The 17,656-nt window shown below is 36.8% G+C and carries 12 protein-coding genes and 1 pseudogene; 3 read left to right on the top strand and 10 right to left on the bottom strand.

Annotated features, from left to right (window positions below; genetic code table 11):
• Positions 1-10: 10 nt before the first annotated feature.
• Both apaG and apaH read left to right on the top strand, forming a co-directional pair.
• Positions 11-388: a Co2+/Mg2+ efflux protein ApaG gene (gene apaG / locus M997_RS15520; protein WP_064721016.1), complete on the top strand. Its 378-nt coding sequence runs from the start codon at positions 11-13 to the stop codon at positions 386-388.
• 2 nt (positions 389-390) lie between these two features.
• Positions 391-1,212 (top strand): bis(5'-nucleosyl)-tetraphosphatase (symmetrical) ApaH, encoded by an 822-nt coding sequence (gene apaH, locus M997_RS15525; protein WP_064721017.1) that lies wholly within the window; start codon positions 391-393, stop codon positions 1,210-1,212.
• A 465-nt stretch (positions 1,213-1,677) separates the two neighbouring features.
• Here apaH and folA read toward each other — a convergent pair whose 3' ends face one another.
• Positions 1,678-2,163, bottom strand: a complete 486-nt coding sequence (gene folA / locus M997_RS15530) for a type 3 dihydrofolate reductase (protein WP_064721018.1) — start codon at positions 2,161-2,163, stop codon at positions 1,678-1,680.
• Positions 2,164-2,340: 177 nt separating this feature from the next.
• Between folA and M997_RS15535 the strand changes: the two genes are divergently transcribed.
• Complete coding sequence (locus tag M997_RS15535) at positions 2,341-2,955, top strand: LysE family translocator (RefSeq protein WP_064721019.1); 615 nt, start codon at positions 2,341-2,343, stop codon at positions 2,953-2,955.
• A 46-nt stretch (positions 2,956-3,001) separates the two neighbouring features.
• Here M997_RS15535 and M997_RS15540 read toward each other — a convergent pair whose 3' ends face one another.
• The 9 genes and pseudogenes from M997_RS15540 to nudF all read right to left on the bottom strand — a co-directional run bounded on the left by M997_RS15540 (position 3,002) and on the right by nudF (position 17,590).
• A complete protein-coding gene (locus M997_RS15540) occupies positions 3,002-4,069 on the bottom strand; it encodes a hypothetical protein (RefSeq protein ID WP_064721020.1) in 1,068 nt (355 codons plus the stop codon).
• A gap of 110 nt (positions 4,070-4,179) precedes the next feature.
• On the bottom strand, positions 4,180-7,413 hold the full coding sequence (gene pta, locus M997_RS15545) for an autotransporter Pta (protein ID WP_064721022.1): 3,234 nt from the start codon (positions 7,411-7,413) through the stop codon (positions 4,180-4,182).
• 405 nt (positions 7,414-7,818) lie between these two features.
• A complete protein-coding gene (gene ftsP / locus M997_RS15550; protein WP_064721024.1) occupies positions 7,819-9,240 on the bottom strand; it encodes a cell division protein FtsP in 1,422 nt (473 codons plus the stop codon).
• A gap of 241 nt (positions 9,241-9,481) precedes the next feature.
• Positions 9,482-10,231: a 1-acylglycerol-3-phosphate O-acyltransferase gene (locus tag M997_RS15555; protein WP_064721026.1), complete on the bottom strand. Its 750-nt coding sequence runs from the start codon at positions 10,229-10,231 to the stop codon at positions 9,482-9,484.
• Between the two features lie 64 nt (positions 10,232-10,295).
• Positions 10,296-13,253 (bottom strand): DNA topoisomerase IV subunit A, encoded by a 2,958-nt coding sequence (gene parC / locus M997_RS15560; protein ID WP_064721027.1) that lies wholly within the window; start codon positions 13,251-13,253, stop codon positions 10,296-10,298.
• Between the two features lie 33 nt (positions 13,254-13,286).
• Positions 13,287-15,182 carry a DNA topoisomerase IV subunit B gene (gene parE, locus M997_RS15565; protein WP_064721029.1) on the bottom strand — a complete coding sequence of 632 codons (1,896 nt, stop codon included), beginning with the start codon at positions 15,180-15,182 and terminating at the stop codon, positions 13,287-13,289.
• 123 nt (positions 15,183-15,305) lie between these two features.
• Positions 15,306-15,881, bottom strand: a complete 576-nt coding sequence (gene yqiA, locus M997_RS15570) for an esterase YqiA (RefSeq protein WP_064721031.1) — start codon at positions 15,879-15,881, stop codon at positions 15,306-15,308.
• Positions 15,882-15,884: 3 nt separating this feature from the next.
• Positions 15,885-16,719, bottom strand: a pseudogene (gene cpdA, locus M997_RS15575) (3',5'-cyclic-AMP phosphodiesterase).
• Between the two features lie 235 nt (positions 16,720-16,954).
• Positions 16,955-17,590, bottom strand: coding sequence for an ADP-ribose diphosphatase (gene nudF / locus M997_RS15580; RefSeq protein WP_064721033.1), 636 nt, complete (start codon positions 17,588-17,590; stop codon positions 16,955-16,957).
• Between the last annotated feature and the right edge of the window lie 66 nt (positions 17,591-17,656).

The following is a 17,656-nucleotide window of genomic DNA, read 5'->3' on the forward strand; positions in this document are numbered from 1 at the left end:
AGGAGGCACTATGTTCACCTCATCAAAAGTGGCGATACAAGTACAAAGCGTTTACATTGAAAGTCAATCTTCACCTGATAATCAACGCTATGTCTTTGCTTACACGGTATCCATTCATAATTTGAATAAGTGTGCAATTCGCCTCCTGCGTAGATATTGGTTAATTACTAATGCTCAAGGACATACCACTGAAGTTCAAGGTGAAGGGGTTGTCGGTGAACAGCCTTTGATTGAACCCGGAACACAATATCGCTATACCAGTGGTGCGGTTCTTGAAACGCCAATGGGCACTATGGAAGGTCATTATGAAATGATAGATGCTAATGGCCGATTATTTCAAATAGAGATCCCTGTTTTCCGTCTTGCACTTCCGACATTGATAAACTAATTATGGCTACTTATTTAATTGGTGATGTTCATGGTTGTTACCAAGAATTACGCCATCTGCTTGATAAAGTAAATTTTGATCCTATTCAGGATACTCTTTGGTTAACTGGCGATCTTGTTGCTCGGGGTCCTGATTCACTAGAGGTTTTGCGTTTTGTAAAAAGTTTAGGTTCTTCTCTTAAACTTGTATTAGGTAATCATGACCTTCATCTACTTGGTGTTTTTGCAAAAATTAGTCGCAATAAACCAAAAGATAGATTGAATGAATTACTAAATGCACCAGATATTGACGAACTAATTAATTGGCTAAGGCGCCAACCCGTGTTGCAAGTTGACGAAGAAAAAAAACTGGTGATGGCACATGCGGGTATTACACCGCAATGGGATTTAGAAACAGCAAAAATCTGTGCTCGTGAAGTCGAAGCCATATTAAGCAGTGATAGCTATCCGCTATTCATTAACTCAATGTATGGGGATATGCCAAATAACTGGTCACCAGAACTTACAGGACTTGCTCGCTTACGCTTTAGTACTAATGCATTAACACGAATGCGTTATTGCTTCCCTAATGGTCAGCTCGATATGATTTGCAAAGATAAGCCATTAGAAGCCCCTGCACCGTTAAAACCGTGGTTTGATTTACCAAGCCAGTTACCAGAAGGTTATAGCATTATCTTCGGTCATTGGGCATCTCTTGAAGGCAAAGGCACACCTGATAATGTTTATGCATTAGATACAGGTTGTTGTTGGGGCGGTGATCTTACTTGCTTACGCTGGGAAGATAAGCAATTTTTTACTCAACCAAGCTTATCTACATCACAATAAACATTTCTGTTTTACTCTAATTTTTTAACATAGAATACAAGCGTACAACGGCAAAGTGAATGGCTTGTTTTCTATGCTTTTTATATCTAATGTCGTCACTTTATTCTAATAAACCATTTTTTTTCACTCAAATAATGGTAATTAATTAGTATAAAAGATTTATTTTCTTTCTAACGAAAATAAAACCTTTAAATTCAATTAGTTATTTTTTTATCGTCGTGAATTAAGTGTCTTTTTTAAGTGTTTATAGAATAAAAACACTATATATGTATATATATCTCATATATTATTCTTTTAAAGCAAATTTATTAAAATATAAATAATGATTATTTAATAATAAAGCTATTTTAATTTGTTCTAATATTTTTATTAGAATATTAGAGTTACCTTATAAATATAAATGTATTAATAAAATACAAATAATAAAAAGGGAGATATTTAATCTCCCTTTTTAATTAATTAATGTTATTTTCTTCTTTTTAGTATTTCAAAACAGTAATTATGTGAGTTATTTTCGTCTGCCTCATGATATTCCATAAAAATAGAATCCCATTCATCGGGCTCGTAATCAGGGAAAGTTGTATCACCAATGACTTCCGCATCAATATGAGTCAGATATAATGAACTCGCCATTGGTAAAAATTGTTCATAAACTTTGCCACCACCAATAACCATAATTTCTTCATGATTTTCAGCGGCTTGTAATGCTTCCTCTACTGATTTAACCCAAACAACATCGTTATCAGTTCCTGGTTGGCTACTCAATACTATATTAAGACGATTCGGTAAAGGACGACCGATAGACTCATAAGTAACCCGGCCCATAATAACGGGTTTATTTAACGTATTTTTTTTAAACCATGCGAGGTCACCAGGTAATGTCCAAGGCATTGCCTTTTCCATACCAATAATGCGATCCATCGCTAATGCTGCGATTAAACTAATATTCATTTACACACCTACGGGTAAAGATGGGGAAAAAAAACTGTTCACACTATACGTAAAGCTAAAACCTGAGTCGATACAAATTATGCTTCCTCGATAATAAATAATTGCTTTATACTCGAAGTGTTAACTTAATCATATAAGATACAATCATTATAATATTGTTATATACAAGGCGCTATTATGCTTGAAACTTCTTTAGTCGTTTTTACAATTGCTTTACTTGGGATGATCTCTCCGGGACCAGACTTTTTTCTCGTTGTAAAAAATGCGGCTCGTTATCAACGCTCTGCGGCAATGATGACAGCAATGGGTATTGTCGCGGCTTTACTGGTTCATATGTCTTATTGTGTTGCGGGTATTGCTGTATTAATTACCACAACACCATGGCTTTTTTCTGTGTTGAAATATGCTGGTGCTGCTTACCTACTCTGGATTGGCTTACAAAGCTTACTGTCAAAATCTAATCATACGATTGATGAAAACACAGCAAAGCATTCACAGATCAGCTTTAAAAAAGCCTTTATGCAAGGCTTCTTATGTAACTTACTCAATCCCAAAGCAACGCTCTTTTTCCTTGCGGTTTTCACTCAAGTACTAAGTATTGATTCCAGTATTAGTGAAAAGCTGTGGTATGCATTTATTATTTGGGGTTTAGCGATTATTTATTGGCCTTTATTGGTTTTATTAATACAAAGCGCGCCAGTAAGAAAAATGCTAAACAAAATTCAAAAAAGCATTGATAAAGTGCTCGGGGTTGTATTAATTGGATTAGGAATTAAAGTAGCATTAAGTTAACCTTATCTTCTGAGAAACGCACCTTTATAGGTGCGTTTCTTTTCACTTAGCACTCTAGCCGTTTAAATACATCTAAAATTTGATCCACTCTAATAAGATATTGTTCTTTATCTATTCCTATATATGAATCATCATTAATTTTATTTAAATGTTGGCAAACATAGCGATTAATATCTTTAATAATATTATTTGTATGTTTCATAATTTTATTAAATTGTTCACGGTTTATACCATCTAATTTATATTTATTTATCACATCATTCAAAACTTCTAAATAATATTCTGCCGAACAATAACGATTAAAATATTCTTGTAATTTTTTTACTTCTTTCGTTTCTTCAACTTCTTCAACTACAATACTGATAAGATCTTTTATAAATTCATTAAAATCAATATTTTTATTAATCATATTTTTCATGATATTCTTAAAGGCTTGCTTTAATTCATCAGAACGTTCAATGACATAACTATTTTCTAAAAATAAATCTAGTTGTTTTACTTTCAGGCTAGATTCAAAATCACTTTTATTCTTATTAAAGTAGTCTTCGATAACATCGAAGAAAATTTTCTTTTTTATTTCATTATTTACTTCTGTAATTAGAGAGTTGAATAGAAATAAATAATTTGATATACGAGTTGATTCAATGATTAAATTAAATGGATTAAATTCACACTTATTATCTTCTAAGAAATATGCTATTTTTGTTACTAATAGCAAATCGCCTTTAGTTTTAACATACTGACCAACAAACCAATTAAATGAGTTTAATTTATTATTATCATTATAATCAATAATAAAGTCATGCAATTCTTTTTTGCTAATAGTTATTTTGTCAAGATCCTTTACCTTCTTCCTGCGTATATCATCAGTTAAAAATTTTGATAAATTAAACATCCCTTTTGTTTTAATAAAGTCTATTTTTTTCTCTACATTAAAAATAGACTTTATTTTTTCTACTATTTTATAGATAAAAGATTTATTTTCGACTGATAAAAAGAGAGAAAGATTGATATTTTCTATCTTATTAATTCTATTTCTAGTTTTATTTAAATCAACAATAAGTTTATTACATTCACAATTAAAAAAAGTATCATTATTTATTAATTTAACCATAATTGTTACACCCTGTTAAATAATGATATTTATAATTAAATTAATAAATTTTAATATAAAAAAAAGCCCTTATCACTAAGGGCTTTAATATTTAACGTAATAAATATTAATTAAAAATTAATTTTCAATGTTGCATTAACACCACTAGAACTGATATCGCTGTTATATTGGCCTTGGTAAGAAATACCCAAAGTAGTTGATTTACTTAATTGTGCATCAACACCTAAACCAACGCCAAATAAATTATCTAATTTACCGCCACGTAATGTTGCGTCACCAGAGTTTGATAAGAATAAACGTGATTCAGGGCGATTATCACCAAATAGATGGCTCGCAGAAATATCACCTTTTAATGCCATATTTACATTGCCGGCCATAAATGGATAACCACCACGTAAACCAACAGTACCCACTTGAATATCTTGTGAATCAGTATGAGTAGTAAACTTCATATTACCCACATTCTCATTAATATCATCTGTTGATACACGTAACCAGTTAAATCCAGCATAAGGTTCAATAGAGTATTTATCAGTATTAAATTGGGTATAAGCACCTTCTAAGAAAATTTGAGTGATCTTTGCATCATAACTGGTTGAGTTATAACCTGTATTTTGTCCTACCCAAAGTGTTCTTTTTGCATCTCTATCTTGATTAGTATGAGTAATACCATAATTTAAAGAAGCAACATCATAAAGATTTGATACCCCATAAGCACCGATATGAATATCGTTACTTTCTATTTTACCTTGTTCATTACCTTTATATTTAGTAGAACCCGCACCAAAGAACAGACCGACTTTGGTATTTTCAGTAATATCAATCTCTGCACCTAATAAGCCGGCATAAAAATCAACGTCCATATTACTTTGACCATAGTCAGCACTGCCCCATTGGCCAATACCCGTCATCCAAATACGCGCATTACTATTATCAAGTTGAGCATAACGACCATGGCCTATACCAATTGCCTGATCTTTCACTGTTCTTGTTAATCCTAATACGTTAACAACACTAGCGTTATTCGCATTTAAATACATGTCACTACCCAATGACTGATAGGTTTTACTTAAATCTTTTTCATTCATTGGTAATACTGCATTAAATAATTCACCACTGCCATTGCTATCTAAAGCATTAGCAATAGAACGACCATTTTCATTATTTGCAAAAGTCGCTAAAGAAGTATTTTCTTTCTTACTTAATGTACCTGTAATTGCGTTATCTTTTACGGAAACATTTTTATCAAATAACGCATAATCATTGTTAGTCGCTATATCATTATTAGCGGCTAATATTTTAGTTTTAACTCGATTATCCGTTAAATTATCGGCATTTACTGTTCCGGTTGTAACATTATCATTAAGATAAACATCACGTAATTGTCCTACATTATCAGCACCAACATCTAAAATAGCACCTTTATTCAGCACCAAATCGCCAACATTAACATCGTGCCCAACAGTAACTAAATAAGTTCCTTTATCGTTGATATTAATATTCGCTTTATGGCTTTCATTAGAAGCTAATTGGCCTTTTTGAGTGAAAGTATCGTTATAACGATTAATAACACTTAATTTACCGCCATTCACATTAACAGCTTTCGTACCTAATGATTCAGTAAAACCATATAAAGTACCTTGCTCAACAGTTGTGCCACCACGATATGTGTTGTCACCTGTCATCACTAATGTTCCTTCACCTTTCTTCACTAAAGAGCCGTTATATAAACCCGCATCTATTTTAGCTTGAATAGCATCAGCACGTTTTTGGTAATACTCTTTACGCCATTTTTCAGCATCTTCTTTGCTTACAATATGCGAAGTTGGATCTGGATTGCCGTCATTAATAACAAAATCAGTGCCTAAATTATAATCGCCACCTGCTGCAATTCCTTTATCTTGATATTCCTTCAACCATGCAAGATCTTCTTTTTCACGTAAATCTAATGCGGTTTGTGAAATATCATTTGTCCATACATCTAATGGCACAGCATCAAGTTTATATTCAAATTTACCTAAGAACTGGCCTGGGCCATACATGCCTTTATCTAAATCAGGCGTACCCCAGCCATAACGAATATCTGGAGTTCCTTCATCCGCAGTCCAGCTATCATATAAACTTCCGTCTGGATTACGATGATTAGCGGTTGTAAACATCACATCACGTACTTGCATCGCATCCATCGATTGATAACGTGACATTAGAACACCCATAGCACCGGTAACGTGTGGTGCTGCCATTGATGTTCCACTAAAAGTATTCCAACCTGCGTTACCTTCTTCATCAACAACTGAAGAGTAAATTGCACGACCTGGTGCAACAACTGTCCACCATTTCGCATTACCGGCTTCATTGAAGACTTTAATTAATTGATACCCCGATTTATCTGCGGTTTGTTCAAGACCAGCGACTGCAATCCAATGCTTTTCTGCTTCTGGATTAAAATAAGGATAAAGAGGACGATAATAAGGCTGGGCAAAGTCACGATTCCCCGTTGTGAATACTTGTACGGTATTAGTCCCTTTTACAGCATCATAAGCGGCATCAACAAAAGAAGGTTTATCGCCATAAACTTTCTTGAAATAAAAATATTCATATTCTGTTTGTGCTGTGGTATCAACAGGCATATGTACTGTTGTATTACCACCATCAGGACCTTTTGTTGGTATAGTATTAATAATACGCGGATTAGTTCCCCAGCTATTATTAATTACCTGAGCACCCGCATCGACCATCGCTTTCCAGCCAGTATAAAAATACTGATAGTCTTGATAAGGGCCATAGTTATTACTGTCTGTCGCACCAGTATTACCAAGATAAACATCAGCGCCCCATGCAACACCGTGCATGCCATTACCATCACGGTTAGCACCTACTGTTCCGGTAACGTGTGTTCCGTGTGTATCATTTACGCCTTTTATCCAACCGCCATCTACGTCAAATACTTGGCCTTTTTCATAATTCCCCCCCATTTCTTGAGGATAACGCATTCCCGTTGTGCCATATTCGCCTTTCGCTTTTACAGCATGAAAACGTGAGCCACTCAGCTCTTGGTGAGATAATAAAGCGCCTGAATCCATTACACCGATTTTAGCACCCTGCCCATGAAAGCCTAATGCGTAAGCACTAGAGGCATTCATGGCTGCAAGTCCCCAATCCTTTTGATATTCTTGACTTTCCCAACTTTGTTTATCGCCAAGTTGTCCTGTTTCAGAGTAAGCAACGGAATATCCGGAAAAGAGAAGCGCTGATGCAACAAGAGAAAGTTGAAATACATTTTTATTTATTATATTTTTTTTCTTTGAATTGTGACGATGACTTAAAGCTATTTCTTTGTTCATTCTAATACCTTAGTTAAATTTAAATTAATAACATCAATTAGAAGTCAAAAATAAAGGCGTAAGGATTCTCTGTTTTATATAGAAATAATTACTTGATAGACATCGCAAAAATATAAAAACCATCCATAAAAATAGATAGAATGACTAGTTAATCACAAATATACAGATAGATGAAACGAAGTTAGATCAATACAAACGATTTTACAAACTCTAAAAATTAACGATTAATAAATTTATAGTACCTTGATTCAATATTTAAATAAATTAAATAAATTAAATAAAGAGACAATACATAAGGAAACAATAACCTTAATTTAGTTAACAATTCTAAAAATTAAATATTTTTAGATTATTTAACTTTAGTAAATAATAAATAAAAAGCACTTTTTTTAATTAAGTTTCGTGTTATTCCGCAGGCGTAATTTCTATTTGTCCTACCATACCTTTATCTGCATTTTCTAACATTTGGCTATAGTAAAGAAAAGGAAAGTGTCCGTAAGAAGGCTGTTTTAATTCCACCAATAATTCACTTTGATTTTCAATCCATATAGTGTCTTTCCAACCAAAATCAGCAGGCGATGGTTTTTGTCCATTATGACTAATCACTTTAAAACGGACCCCTTCAATATGAAAAGGTTGCGGGCTAGGCACCGTGACCATCCAACGTTCCCAACCATTTTGCTTACCCACTAAGTCTATTCTTGATAATTCCCATCGGGCATTATTAATACCAGGGGGGCTATCATGCAATTGAATGCTTCTAGGCTGAATCGCTGACGTAATTTGTGTGTCATCTACTGCTAATTGTTGGGGGACTTTATCTGTCATTAATGACATTAATCCCGTTGGTCTAATAGTGAGAATATTCGCATTACGCAGTAAATTTGACGGCTCAAAAATACCTCGTAGCTTGTCCATAAAACCTGCGTTTTCTCCCGCAGTGATTGTGACTTCATTACCCTCAGACATATCAACTAAGATTTCACGTCTTTCACCGGGGGCCATAGGAATAGATTTCAACTCAACAGGTGCGGTTAATAAACCTTGATCAGAAGCGATGAGATAAAGTGAGCGTCCATCATTTGCTTTTAATTCATAACGGCGAGCATTAGAAGCATTAACTAAACGCAAACGGATCCAGCCTCTTGAAACTTCAATATAAGGGTCTTCACGACCGTTCACTAAGAGTGTATCACCATAAAATCCATTTGATGCAGCCTCTTGGTCGTACTGAGGAGCACCAAAATTATCAATTCGTTTATCTTGAATGATGATAGGAAAATCATTCACGCCATAATGCTTAGGTAATGGCAATGATTTGCTTTCATCATCTTCAATGATCCACATTCCCATAAGGCCGTTGTAAACGTGAGGAGCCATTTTGAAAGGCGTATTAGCATGATACCAACATGTTGCTGCTTTTTGACGAATAGGCAACACAGGAGACCAATAAGCCCCCGGAGACATTAGCCTTGCGGCTCCACCGATTTGAGTACCGGGAACTAATAATCCGCTTACCGTCATCGATACAGGTTCATTAAGACGATTGCTATAAATCAGTTTTATATCATCGCCACTTTTTACCTTAATGGTAGGTCCAGGCATTGAACCATTGACTCCCCAAGCCTCAACTTTTTGTGTGCCATTAAATGCCCAATGAACATTTTGCAACGTTAAAAAAAGAGGCTGACCATTGCGAGATTCTAACAATGGAGGGATCGGTAATTGTTTATCAATGGCTGATTCAGCACGAACTGTAAAAGATATTGAGCCCAGACATACCGCAAAGCCTGAAGCCTGAATAAACTGGCGACGACTAAATGACATACTTTCTCCGCAACAAAATACAAATATTCCTAATTCGCAATAAAAAGTGCTGTGTTAGGAAAAAAAAGCTGCTGTGATGTTTAAATACAGGGGACTTAAATGAAATTACGGGAGCATAATAGCGCGGATGTGACATAAATCCTAAAAATAGTTAATACCATAGCGTATTTTCATACATTAAAAACAATATAAGCCTGAAAAACAGGCTTATATTATGATAATTAAGTGAAGTTTATCTCTATTAATTCAATTTACCCGCAAAATCTCGTTGGTTCATTTCTTCAACTTCTTTATCGAGTTCTTCAATTTTAGCTTTCATTATCTGGCGACAATCTTCAGCCAACTCTCGTACCTGATCTTTATTGTATTTAGATACATCTATCGGGGGTAGCATCTCCACAATAACATAACCATTATTCCAACGATTTAGCTTTATTTTGCCTTGAGTTGTAGAGACACACACAGGAATAATAGGTACACCAGCTTGAATAGCTGCATGAAAAGCGCCTGTTTTAAAAGGTAACAAGCCACGACCACGACTACGGGTACCTTCAGGGAACATCCAAACAGAGATTTTCTTTGACTTTATTTGGTCAGCAACTTGAGAAATGGTGCCATGTGCTTTAGAACGATTAGAGCGGTCAATCAAAATATTGCCCGTGATCCAATAAAGCAGTCCAAAAAATGGAATAAAAACTAAGCTCTTTTTACCTACTGTCACAGTATTTGGCTGAACCGCATTCGACATAGTTACCATGTCAAAATTATTTTGATGGTTACCGATATAAATACTTGGGCCATAATTTTGCGCATTTTTGGGGAATCGTTCCACCAGTTTGATGCCGAAAACGCGCGATAACTTGCCAAATAAACGACCATAAGTCATGACATGTTTAGGATTTCTTGGTGAAAACATGCAGTAGATCATGCCAAACGTCACCACAATAATGGTGTACAAAATGACAATGATGCCACGAATAATAGCTAACATAGGTTTTAGCGTCCTAATACAAGTGGGTCAAATGACCCACAAATTATTAATTTAAATAGAGTAATTAATTTGTTTCGATATCAATATGATCTATTGTTTGTGCACCACGAGGTAAAGAAGTTCCTCGGCGCCCACGTTTTGCTTTAAAGCTCAATAATTCATTCATCGACATCGTTAATTTACGTTTACCAAAATGCAATGTGACTGATGCATTTTCTGGCAATATACGTAACCAAGCAACTTTATCTTCGCCACTTGCAGCCTGAGCAGCCGGAATAGAAACCATTTGATTTCCTTTTCCTTTTGCCATTGTTGGTAATTCTGATGCTTCAAAAATAAGCATTCTGCCACCTTGAGTAATGATCATAATCAGATCACTTGATTCATTATTCAATCGTTGTGGTGGTAATGGTAGCGCATTTTCAGGGAGTGTTAATAATGATTTACCAGCTCTATTTTTAGACGTTAAATCTTCAACATGACAAATAAAACCATACCCAGCATCGGATGCCATTAAGACTTTATCAGTACTTTCACCCATGATGACATGGCGTAACTGCGCACCTTTTTGAATTTTAAGTCTATCAGTCAGCGTATCACCTTTACTTCGACCTGAAGGTAATGCATCAATATCAACAGTATAGCTTTGCCCCGTTGTATCAATTAAATGTACAGGTTGATTACTCATCCCCTCTATTGCATCAAAGTAACCATCGCCAGCTTTAAAGCCAACAGATTCGGCATCAATATTATGTCCTTTCTGGCAACGGATCAGGCCATTTTCAGACATAATCACCGTCACTGCTTCAGGGTGAAGATGTTTAAGTGGAATGGGTTCATCCCCCGCATTACCACTGAAATAGTTAATTTCTTCTGCTTTTAGCACTTCATGTTGACCATCAACCGTAAAGATTAATGCTTCATTTTTCGGTGCTAAAATTATTTGCTCAATAACATCACCCTGCTCTTTGCCTAAACTAACTAAGCGAGTGCCACGCCCTTTTTTATTCATTTCATTCAGTTGTTCTGCTGAAATGGCTAAAATACGGGTTTTATCTGTGATGATAATTAACCAATGTTGATCGTTTTTCTTTTGAGCATCAACTAAGAACGGTTCTAATAATTCAGTATCTTCAGAAACAGTTAATAAACCTTTACCTGTTTTATTTTTCGTTTCCATCTCTTCATAAGAGAGAACCGAGCCATAGCCTTCTTTTGTCGCCAGTAAATATTCTTGCCCCGCACTGCCCGCCAGCATATATTTTACGCTTGCATCAGGTGGGAATGTCAGTTTGCTGGTTAAAGGTTCGCCCTGACTACGCCCCGATGGCATATCCATTGGGCTTAATGTATAACTTCGTCCTGTTGAATCAAGAAAAAGCACTGGCTGATTGCTCATGCCACGTACAGCACTATGATAGTTGTCACCAGCACGATAACTCATCGCACTAGGATCAATATCATGTCCCTTTGCATTACGAACCCAGCCCATTTCAGACAATACGATAGTAATAGGCTCTGATGGCAACATATCCTGTTCATTAACCACTTTCGCTTCTTCTTGAGGGCGAATCGGTGAACGTCTGTCATCACCAAACTCTTTTACGTCAGCTTCTATCTCTTTTTTCAATAAGGTATTTAAACGACGCGGTGAGCCAAGTAACTTTTCAATACTTTCTCTTTCTTTTTCAAGCTCGTCGCTCTCGCCTCTTAGTTTCATCTCTTCAAGTTTGGCTAAGTGGCGTAAACGCAATTCTAGAATAGCTTCTGCTTGTATATCTGAAAGCTCAAAACGGCGCATTAGCTCTGCTTTTGGCTCATCTTCATGACGAATAATTTCAATCACTTCATCAATGTTTAGATAAGCAACTAATAAGCCTTTGAGAATTTCTAATCTACGTAGCACTTTTTCTAAGCGATGATTTAAGCGGTTTGTTACTGTTTGGCGACGATAAACCAACCATTCGTTTAAAATAGTGAGTAAACCTTTTACTGCTGGACGGTTATCTAACCCAATCATATTAAGGTTAACGCGATAACTTCTTTCCAAATCAGTATTAACAAACAGATAGAACATCACCTGCTCTAAATCGACACGATTACTGCGAGGAACAATAACTAGTCTTGTTGGATTTTCATGATCAGATTCATCGCGTAAATCTTCAACTAAAGGTAGTTTTTTTGCCCGCATTAATGCTGCAATTTGTTCAAGTACTTTTGCGCCAGAAACTTGATGAGGCAATGCTGTAATCACCGCACAGCCGTCTTCTTTCTGCCAAACTGCTCTCATTCTTACTGAACCACGACCAGTTTTATAAATTTTCTTAATGTCGTCAGGAGCAGTAATAATTTCAGCTTCAGTTGGATAGTCAGGCCCTTGAACATATTGCATAATGTCAGATAATCCTGCATCTGGATTATCCAATAGCATCACTAATGCTTGCCCTATTTCACGCGTATTATGTGGCGGAATATCCGTTGCCATCCCGACTGCTATGCCTGTTGTACCATTTAGTACAATATTAGGTAGACGAGCGGGTAACATTTTTGGCTCTTGCATCGTGCCATCAAAGTTAGGGATCCAATCAACGGTGCCATGCCCTAATTCACTTAATAATGTTTGTGAATATTTGGATAGCCGAGACTCGGTATATCGCATTGCCGCAAATGATTTTGGATCATCCGGAGCTCCCCAGTTTCCTTGTCCATCAATTAATGGATAACGATAAGAAAAAGGTTGAGCCATTAGCACCATAGCTTCATAACAAGCACTATCACCATGAGGATGATATTTACCTAACACATCCCCCACTGTACGCGCTGATTTTTTAAATTTTGCATTGTTACTTAAACCCAATTCAGACATTGCATAAATAATACGACGCTGAACAGGCTTTAACCCATCACCAATAAAAGGCAATGCACGATCCATAATGACGTACATGGAGTAATTGAGATAGGCATTTTCCGTAAACAAGTGGAGCGCTTGGCGCTCTACACCATCATGAGTCAATTCACTCATTCAATATTTTCCTCAGACTCTTGTGGTATCCATTTACACTTCGATGTCAACTTCATCGCCTTTTTCTTGCAGCCAATTGCGACGATCTTCAGAGCGTTTTTTCGCCAACAACATATCCATCATACCAAGTGTTTCTTGATAATTTTCTTCATCAATAACCAGTTGCACCAAACGGCGCGTATTAGGATCAAGTGTTGTTTCACGTAACTGAATTGGATTCATTTCACCCAATCCTTTAAAACGCTGTACGTTTGGCTTTCCTTTTTTACGACTAAGGCGCTGTAAAATGGCATTTTTCTCTGATTCATCAAGGGCATAATGAACTTCTTTGCCCAAATCAATACGATAAAGAGGAGGCATTGCCATATAAACATGCCCTTGTTTCACCAATGCTGGGAAGTGTCGAACAAATAGAGCACATAACAGTGTGGCGATATGTAAGCCATCGGAGTCCGCATCCGCAAGGATACACACTTTACCGTAGCGTAATTGGCTTAAGTCATCGCTATCAGGATCCATACCAATAGCAACTGAAATATCGTGAACCTCTTGTGATGCTAAAACTTCATCAGAAGAGACCTCCCACGTATTTAGGATCTTACCGCGCAACGGCATAATTGCCTGATGTTCACGATCACGCGCTTGCTTGGCCGAGCCACCAGCAGAATCCCCTTCGACTAAAAACAGTTCGGTATAACGAAGATCTTGAGAAGTACAATCTGCCAATTTGCCTGGTAACGCGGGACCTGACGTTAATTTTTTCCTGACTACTTTTTTCGATGCACGCATACGACGCTGCGCACTACTAATTGCCATCTCCGCCAGCAATTCACCAACTTGAACATTTTGGTTAAGCCATAAAATAAATGCATTCTTTACAGCATTGGCGACAAATGCACTAGTTTGGCGTGAAGATAAACGTTCTTTCGTTTGGCCTGCAAATTGAGGATCTTGCATTTTTACAGATAAGACATAAGCGCAACGTTCCCATGTGTCATCTGCTGTTAATTTAACGCCTCTTGGTAGCAAGTTACGAAACTCACAAAATTCACGCATTGCATCCAACACACCTTGGCGCAAACCATTAACGTGAGTCCCTCCTTGTACTGTTGGAATTAAGTTAACATAGCTCTCTGTGAGTAAATCCCCACCTTCTGGTAGCCAAAGCATTGACCACTCAACAGCTTCGTTATCACTTTCAAATTTTCCAGTAAAAGGCTCTTCGGGTAGACGAATAAATTCGGCGACAGCTTCACATAAATAGTCAGTTAGTCCATCGGCATAGCACCAGTTTTCTTGCGTATTGTTAACTTTATCGACAAAAGAAACACTAACGCCAGGGCAAAGTACCGCTTTAGCTTTTAAGACATGAGCTAAACTTTTGGTAGAAAAACGAGGAATATCAAAATAAGACACATCAGGCCAAAAGTGAACGCTAGTTCCCGTATCACGTTTAGCACAAGTGCCTATTTCATGAAGTTCTTCAACTTTATCGCCATTCTCAAAAGCAATTTGATATATTTTGCCATCTCGACGAACTGTAACTTCTATGCGTTTAGATAATGCGTTAACAACGGATATCCCTACTCCATGTAGCCCGCCAGAAAATTGATAGTTTTTATTAGAAAATTTTCCTCCGGCATGAAGGTGAGCTAGGATCAGCTCAATAGCAGAAACCTTTAATTCTGGATGGATATCGACAGGCATTCCTCGCCCGTTATCAATAACCTCGATAGATTGGTCGCCATATAAAATGACATCGACCTTCGTTGCGTGTCCCGCAAGCGCCTCGTCCACGCTATTGTCTATCACTTCCTGTGCCAAGTGGTTCGGTCTAGTTGTATCCGTGTACATGCCAGGACGGCGGCGTACTGGCTCTAGACCATTTAGAACCTCAATATCCTTTGCATTATAACTTGATTGAGTCATTGTATTAATCTGCGGTTCGCTGTTTGAAAATACTGTTTATAATAACAGGTGTTAGCGGCAATATGATATTAATTTTCGGATAGATGCATCAACCTATCTTTTACAGGTTAATCGACCGAAAGGCTAAATTATCTTTAAAAACTGAATAATTTGTGGAAAAAAACGCTCAAAACCAACAAAGGCGTGGTTTCCTTCCGATTCTATGGTTTGCCGACATGCGCCAAGATATGAAACCGCTTGACGATAATCAAGTATTTCATCTCCGGTTTGTTGAAGCAACCAAATAAGTTCAGGTGAGATAATCGAGGGGATACGTAATGCGAGCAATTCATCCATATGATAAGGCTCTAATCTATATTTTTGATTTGTATATGGATTTTCGTTATCACCAAGAAAATTTTGCAGTAAATCAAAAGGACGAATGGCTGGATTAACAACAACGGCAGGTAAATGAAACCGTTGAGATAACCAAATAGAAAGATATCCACCCAATGATGACCCCACTAATCCTAACTTATCATCGGCATTTTCTTTTATTAATGCCTCGATCAACTCAGCCGCTTCTTGAGGATAAGGGGGGAGTTGGGGGATCAATAATTCAATTTTAGGGTGAGTTATCGTTAGCCAATGGCGAAATGCTTGCGCCTTAGCTGATTTAGGTGAGCTATTGAATCCGTGCAAATACAAAATACGAGGCATAACTTAGTAGCCATCTGCATCAAGATCGGGGCAAAATTCAGTCCCCTTCAGACGATAAACTTGAGTTTCTATTTTTCCTTTTTCATCAGGTGAAAGAGATAATTCGAGATAGCGCCAGCCCGGAGATACTGTATCTAACGTGAAATTAGTGCAATGAGGGCGAAATTGAATGCATGTTGAAGGCGTTGCCAATAAACGAATACCATTCCACATTTCATCCATTTCCTGATGAATATGACCACAAAGCATCATTTTCACTTGAGAATGCCCTTTTAAGCGATCAGAAAGCGCCTGAGAATTTCTTAAACTATGTTGGTCTAACCAGGTACAACCGGATGCCATTGGATGATGATGCAGTAAAATAACTGTATCTCTTTGCTTATTACTTTCAAGACAACGAGTTAGCCAATCTAGTTGACAATCCGATAGTTCACCATGAGGAACACCTTGGATTTGGCTGTCTAACAACAATACTTGCCAATTTTCGCCTATAACCACTTGTTTTGCCGACAAAATACCCGCTTGATTTAAAGCGTCAATCATCGCTGGTTGATAGTCATGATTACCCGGCAACCAAACACAAGGTGGTGTTAAGGTTGCAATGCCCTGCGCAAAATGCTCATAAGCTTCAAAGGTTTGGTCTTGAACTAAATCACCTGTAGCGACAATCAGATCAACCTCTAATCCTTGCTCTCTAATCGCGTTTAATACCGCGTGATAACTGCGATAGGTATTAATGCCCAGCAGTTTCCACATTAGCAAAGAGGTGGGTATCTGTAATTTGTAAGATTCTTACGGTGTTTTTCTGCGTCACCGACAATTCAAGCTGGCTTTCCAAAAGGTTTCCTTGTTTCACTTTCAATAGCTGTATTTTAACGCGTTTTCGTATTAAAAATCTGCTAACCACTACACATTTCAAAAGATTACTGAGAAATATTCTCGCTCTCAATCATTCTTTTTGCACTTCATTTTATCATTTAATTCATTTTATATCGTACACTTAACGATAATTGTCAATTTTAATACACCTTTTGGAATACATGCTAAAACACATAACTGCACTTATTAATAAATCAACATTCAGCCCAGCGTTTTCTTAACACAACATGGTGAAGTTGTAACCACTGAAGCGCAATAACGGATGCTGCATTATCAATAGTTCCATCTTCTACCCACTGATACGCTTGTTCTCTGCTCACAACATGAACCCGAATATCTTCATTTTCACAGGCTAATCCATGTATACCTTTCGCGGTTGTAGCATCAACTTCGCCCACATACACATGCATTCTTTCGCTTGTACCGCCAGGACTGGAAAGATAACTAATAATAGGTTCACAACGCGCAACATCAACACCCGCTTCTTCTTGAGCTTCTCGTCTTACAACATCTTCTGGGCTTTCGCCTTTTTCTACCATGCCCGCAATCACTTCTAATAACCACGGGGTTTCGCTAGTTTCATAAGCAGGGATACGAATTTGTTCAATTAATACAACTTCGTCACGTAGTGGATCATAAGGCAGTAATACCCCAGCATGACCACGTTCAAACACTTCTCGTTTAACCTCTTCACTCCACCCTCCTTCAAAAAGGCGATGTTTAAAGCGATATTCAGTTAGTCGAAAAAAACCTTTATATAAATCTCGTTTACTTAAAAGTTTCACATCATCACGAGAGTATAAAAATGGTATATTTTCCTTTTTCTTCATACAATATTCCTTAAGTTATCTTTAAGACTCTTTTTATTGCTTACGTTTAATACAGATTTAAAGAAA

Origin of the sequence: Proteus hauseri ATCC 700826, assembly GCF_001654965.1 — a bacterium.
In the GTDB taxonomy this organism is placed as follows: domain Bacteria; phylum Pseudomonadota; class Gammaproteobacteria; order Enterobacterales; family Enterobacteriaceae; genus Proteus; species Proteus hauseri.

Coding starts and splice junctions, on each gene's coding strand:
- apaG (WP_064721016.1), top strand. CDS start 11: ATGTTCACCTCATCAAAAGTGGCGATACAAGTACAAAGCGTTTACATT.
- parE (WP_064721029.1), bottom strand. CDS start 15,182: ATGACTCAATCAAGTTATAATGCAAAGGATATTGAGGTTCTAAATGGT.
- ftsP (WP_064721024.1), bottom strand. CDS start 9,240: ATGTCATTTAGTCGTCGCCAGTTTATTCAGGCTTCAGGCTTTGCGGTA.
- nudF (WP_064721033.1), bottom strand. CDS start 17,590: ATGAAGAAAAAGGAAAATATACCATTTTTATACTCTCGTGATGATGTG.
- folA (WP_064721018.1), bottom strand. CDS start 2,163: ATGAATATTAGTTTAATCGCAGCATTAGCGATGGATCGCATTATTGGT.
- apaH (WP_064721017.1), top strand. CDS start 391: ATGGCTACTTATTTAATTGGTGATGTTCATGGTTGTTACCAAGAATTA.
- pta (WP_064721022.1), bottom strand. CDS start 7,413: ATGAACAAAGAAATAGCTTTAAGTCATCGTCACAATTCAAAGAAAAAA.
- M997_RS15555 (WP_064721026.1), bottom strand. CDS start 10,231: ATGTTAGCTATTATTCGTGGCATCATTGTCATTTTGTACACCATTATT.
- yqiA (WP_064721031.1), bottom strand. CDS start 15,881: ATGCCTCGTATTTTGTATTTGCACGGATTCAATAGCTCACCTAAATCA.
- M997_RS15540 (WP_064721020.1), bottom strand. CDS start 4,069: ATGGTTAAATTAATAAATAATGATACTTTTTTTAATTGTGAATGTAAT.
- M997_RS15535 (WP_064721019.1), top strand. CDS start 2,341: ATGCTTGAAACTTCTTTAGTCGTTTTTACAATTGCTTTACTTGGGATG.
- parC (WP_064721027.1), bottom strand. CDS start 13,253: ATGAGTGAATTGACTCATGATGGTGTAGAGCGCCAAGCGCTCCACTTG.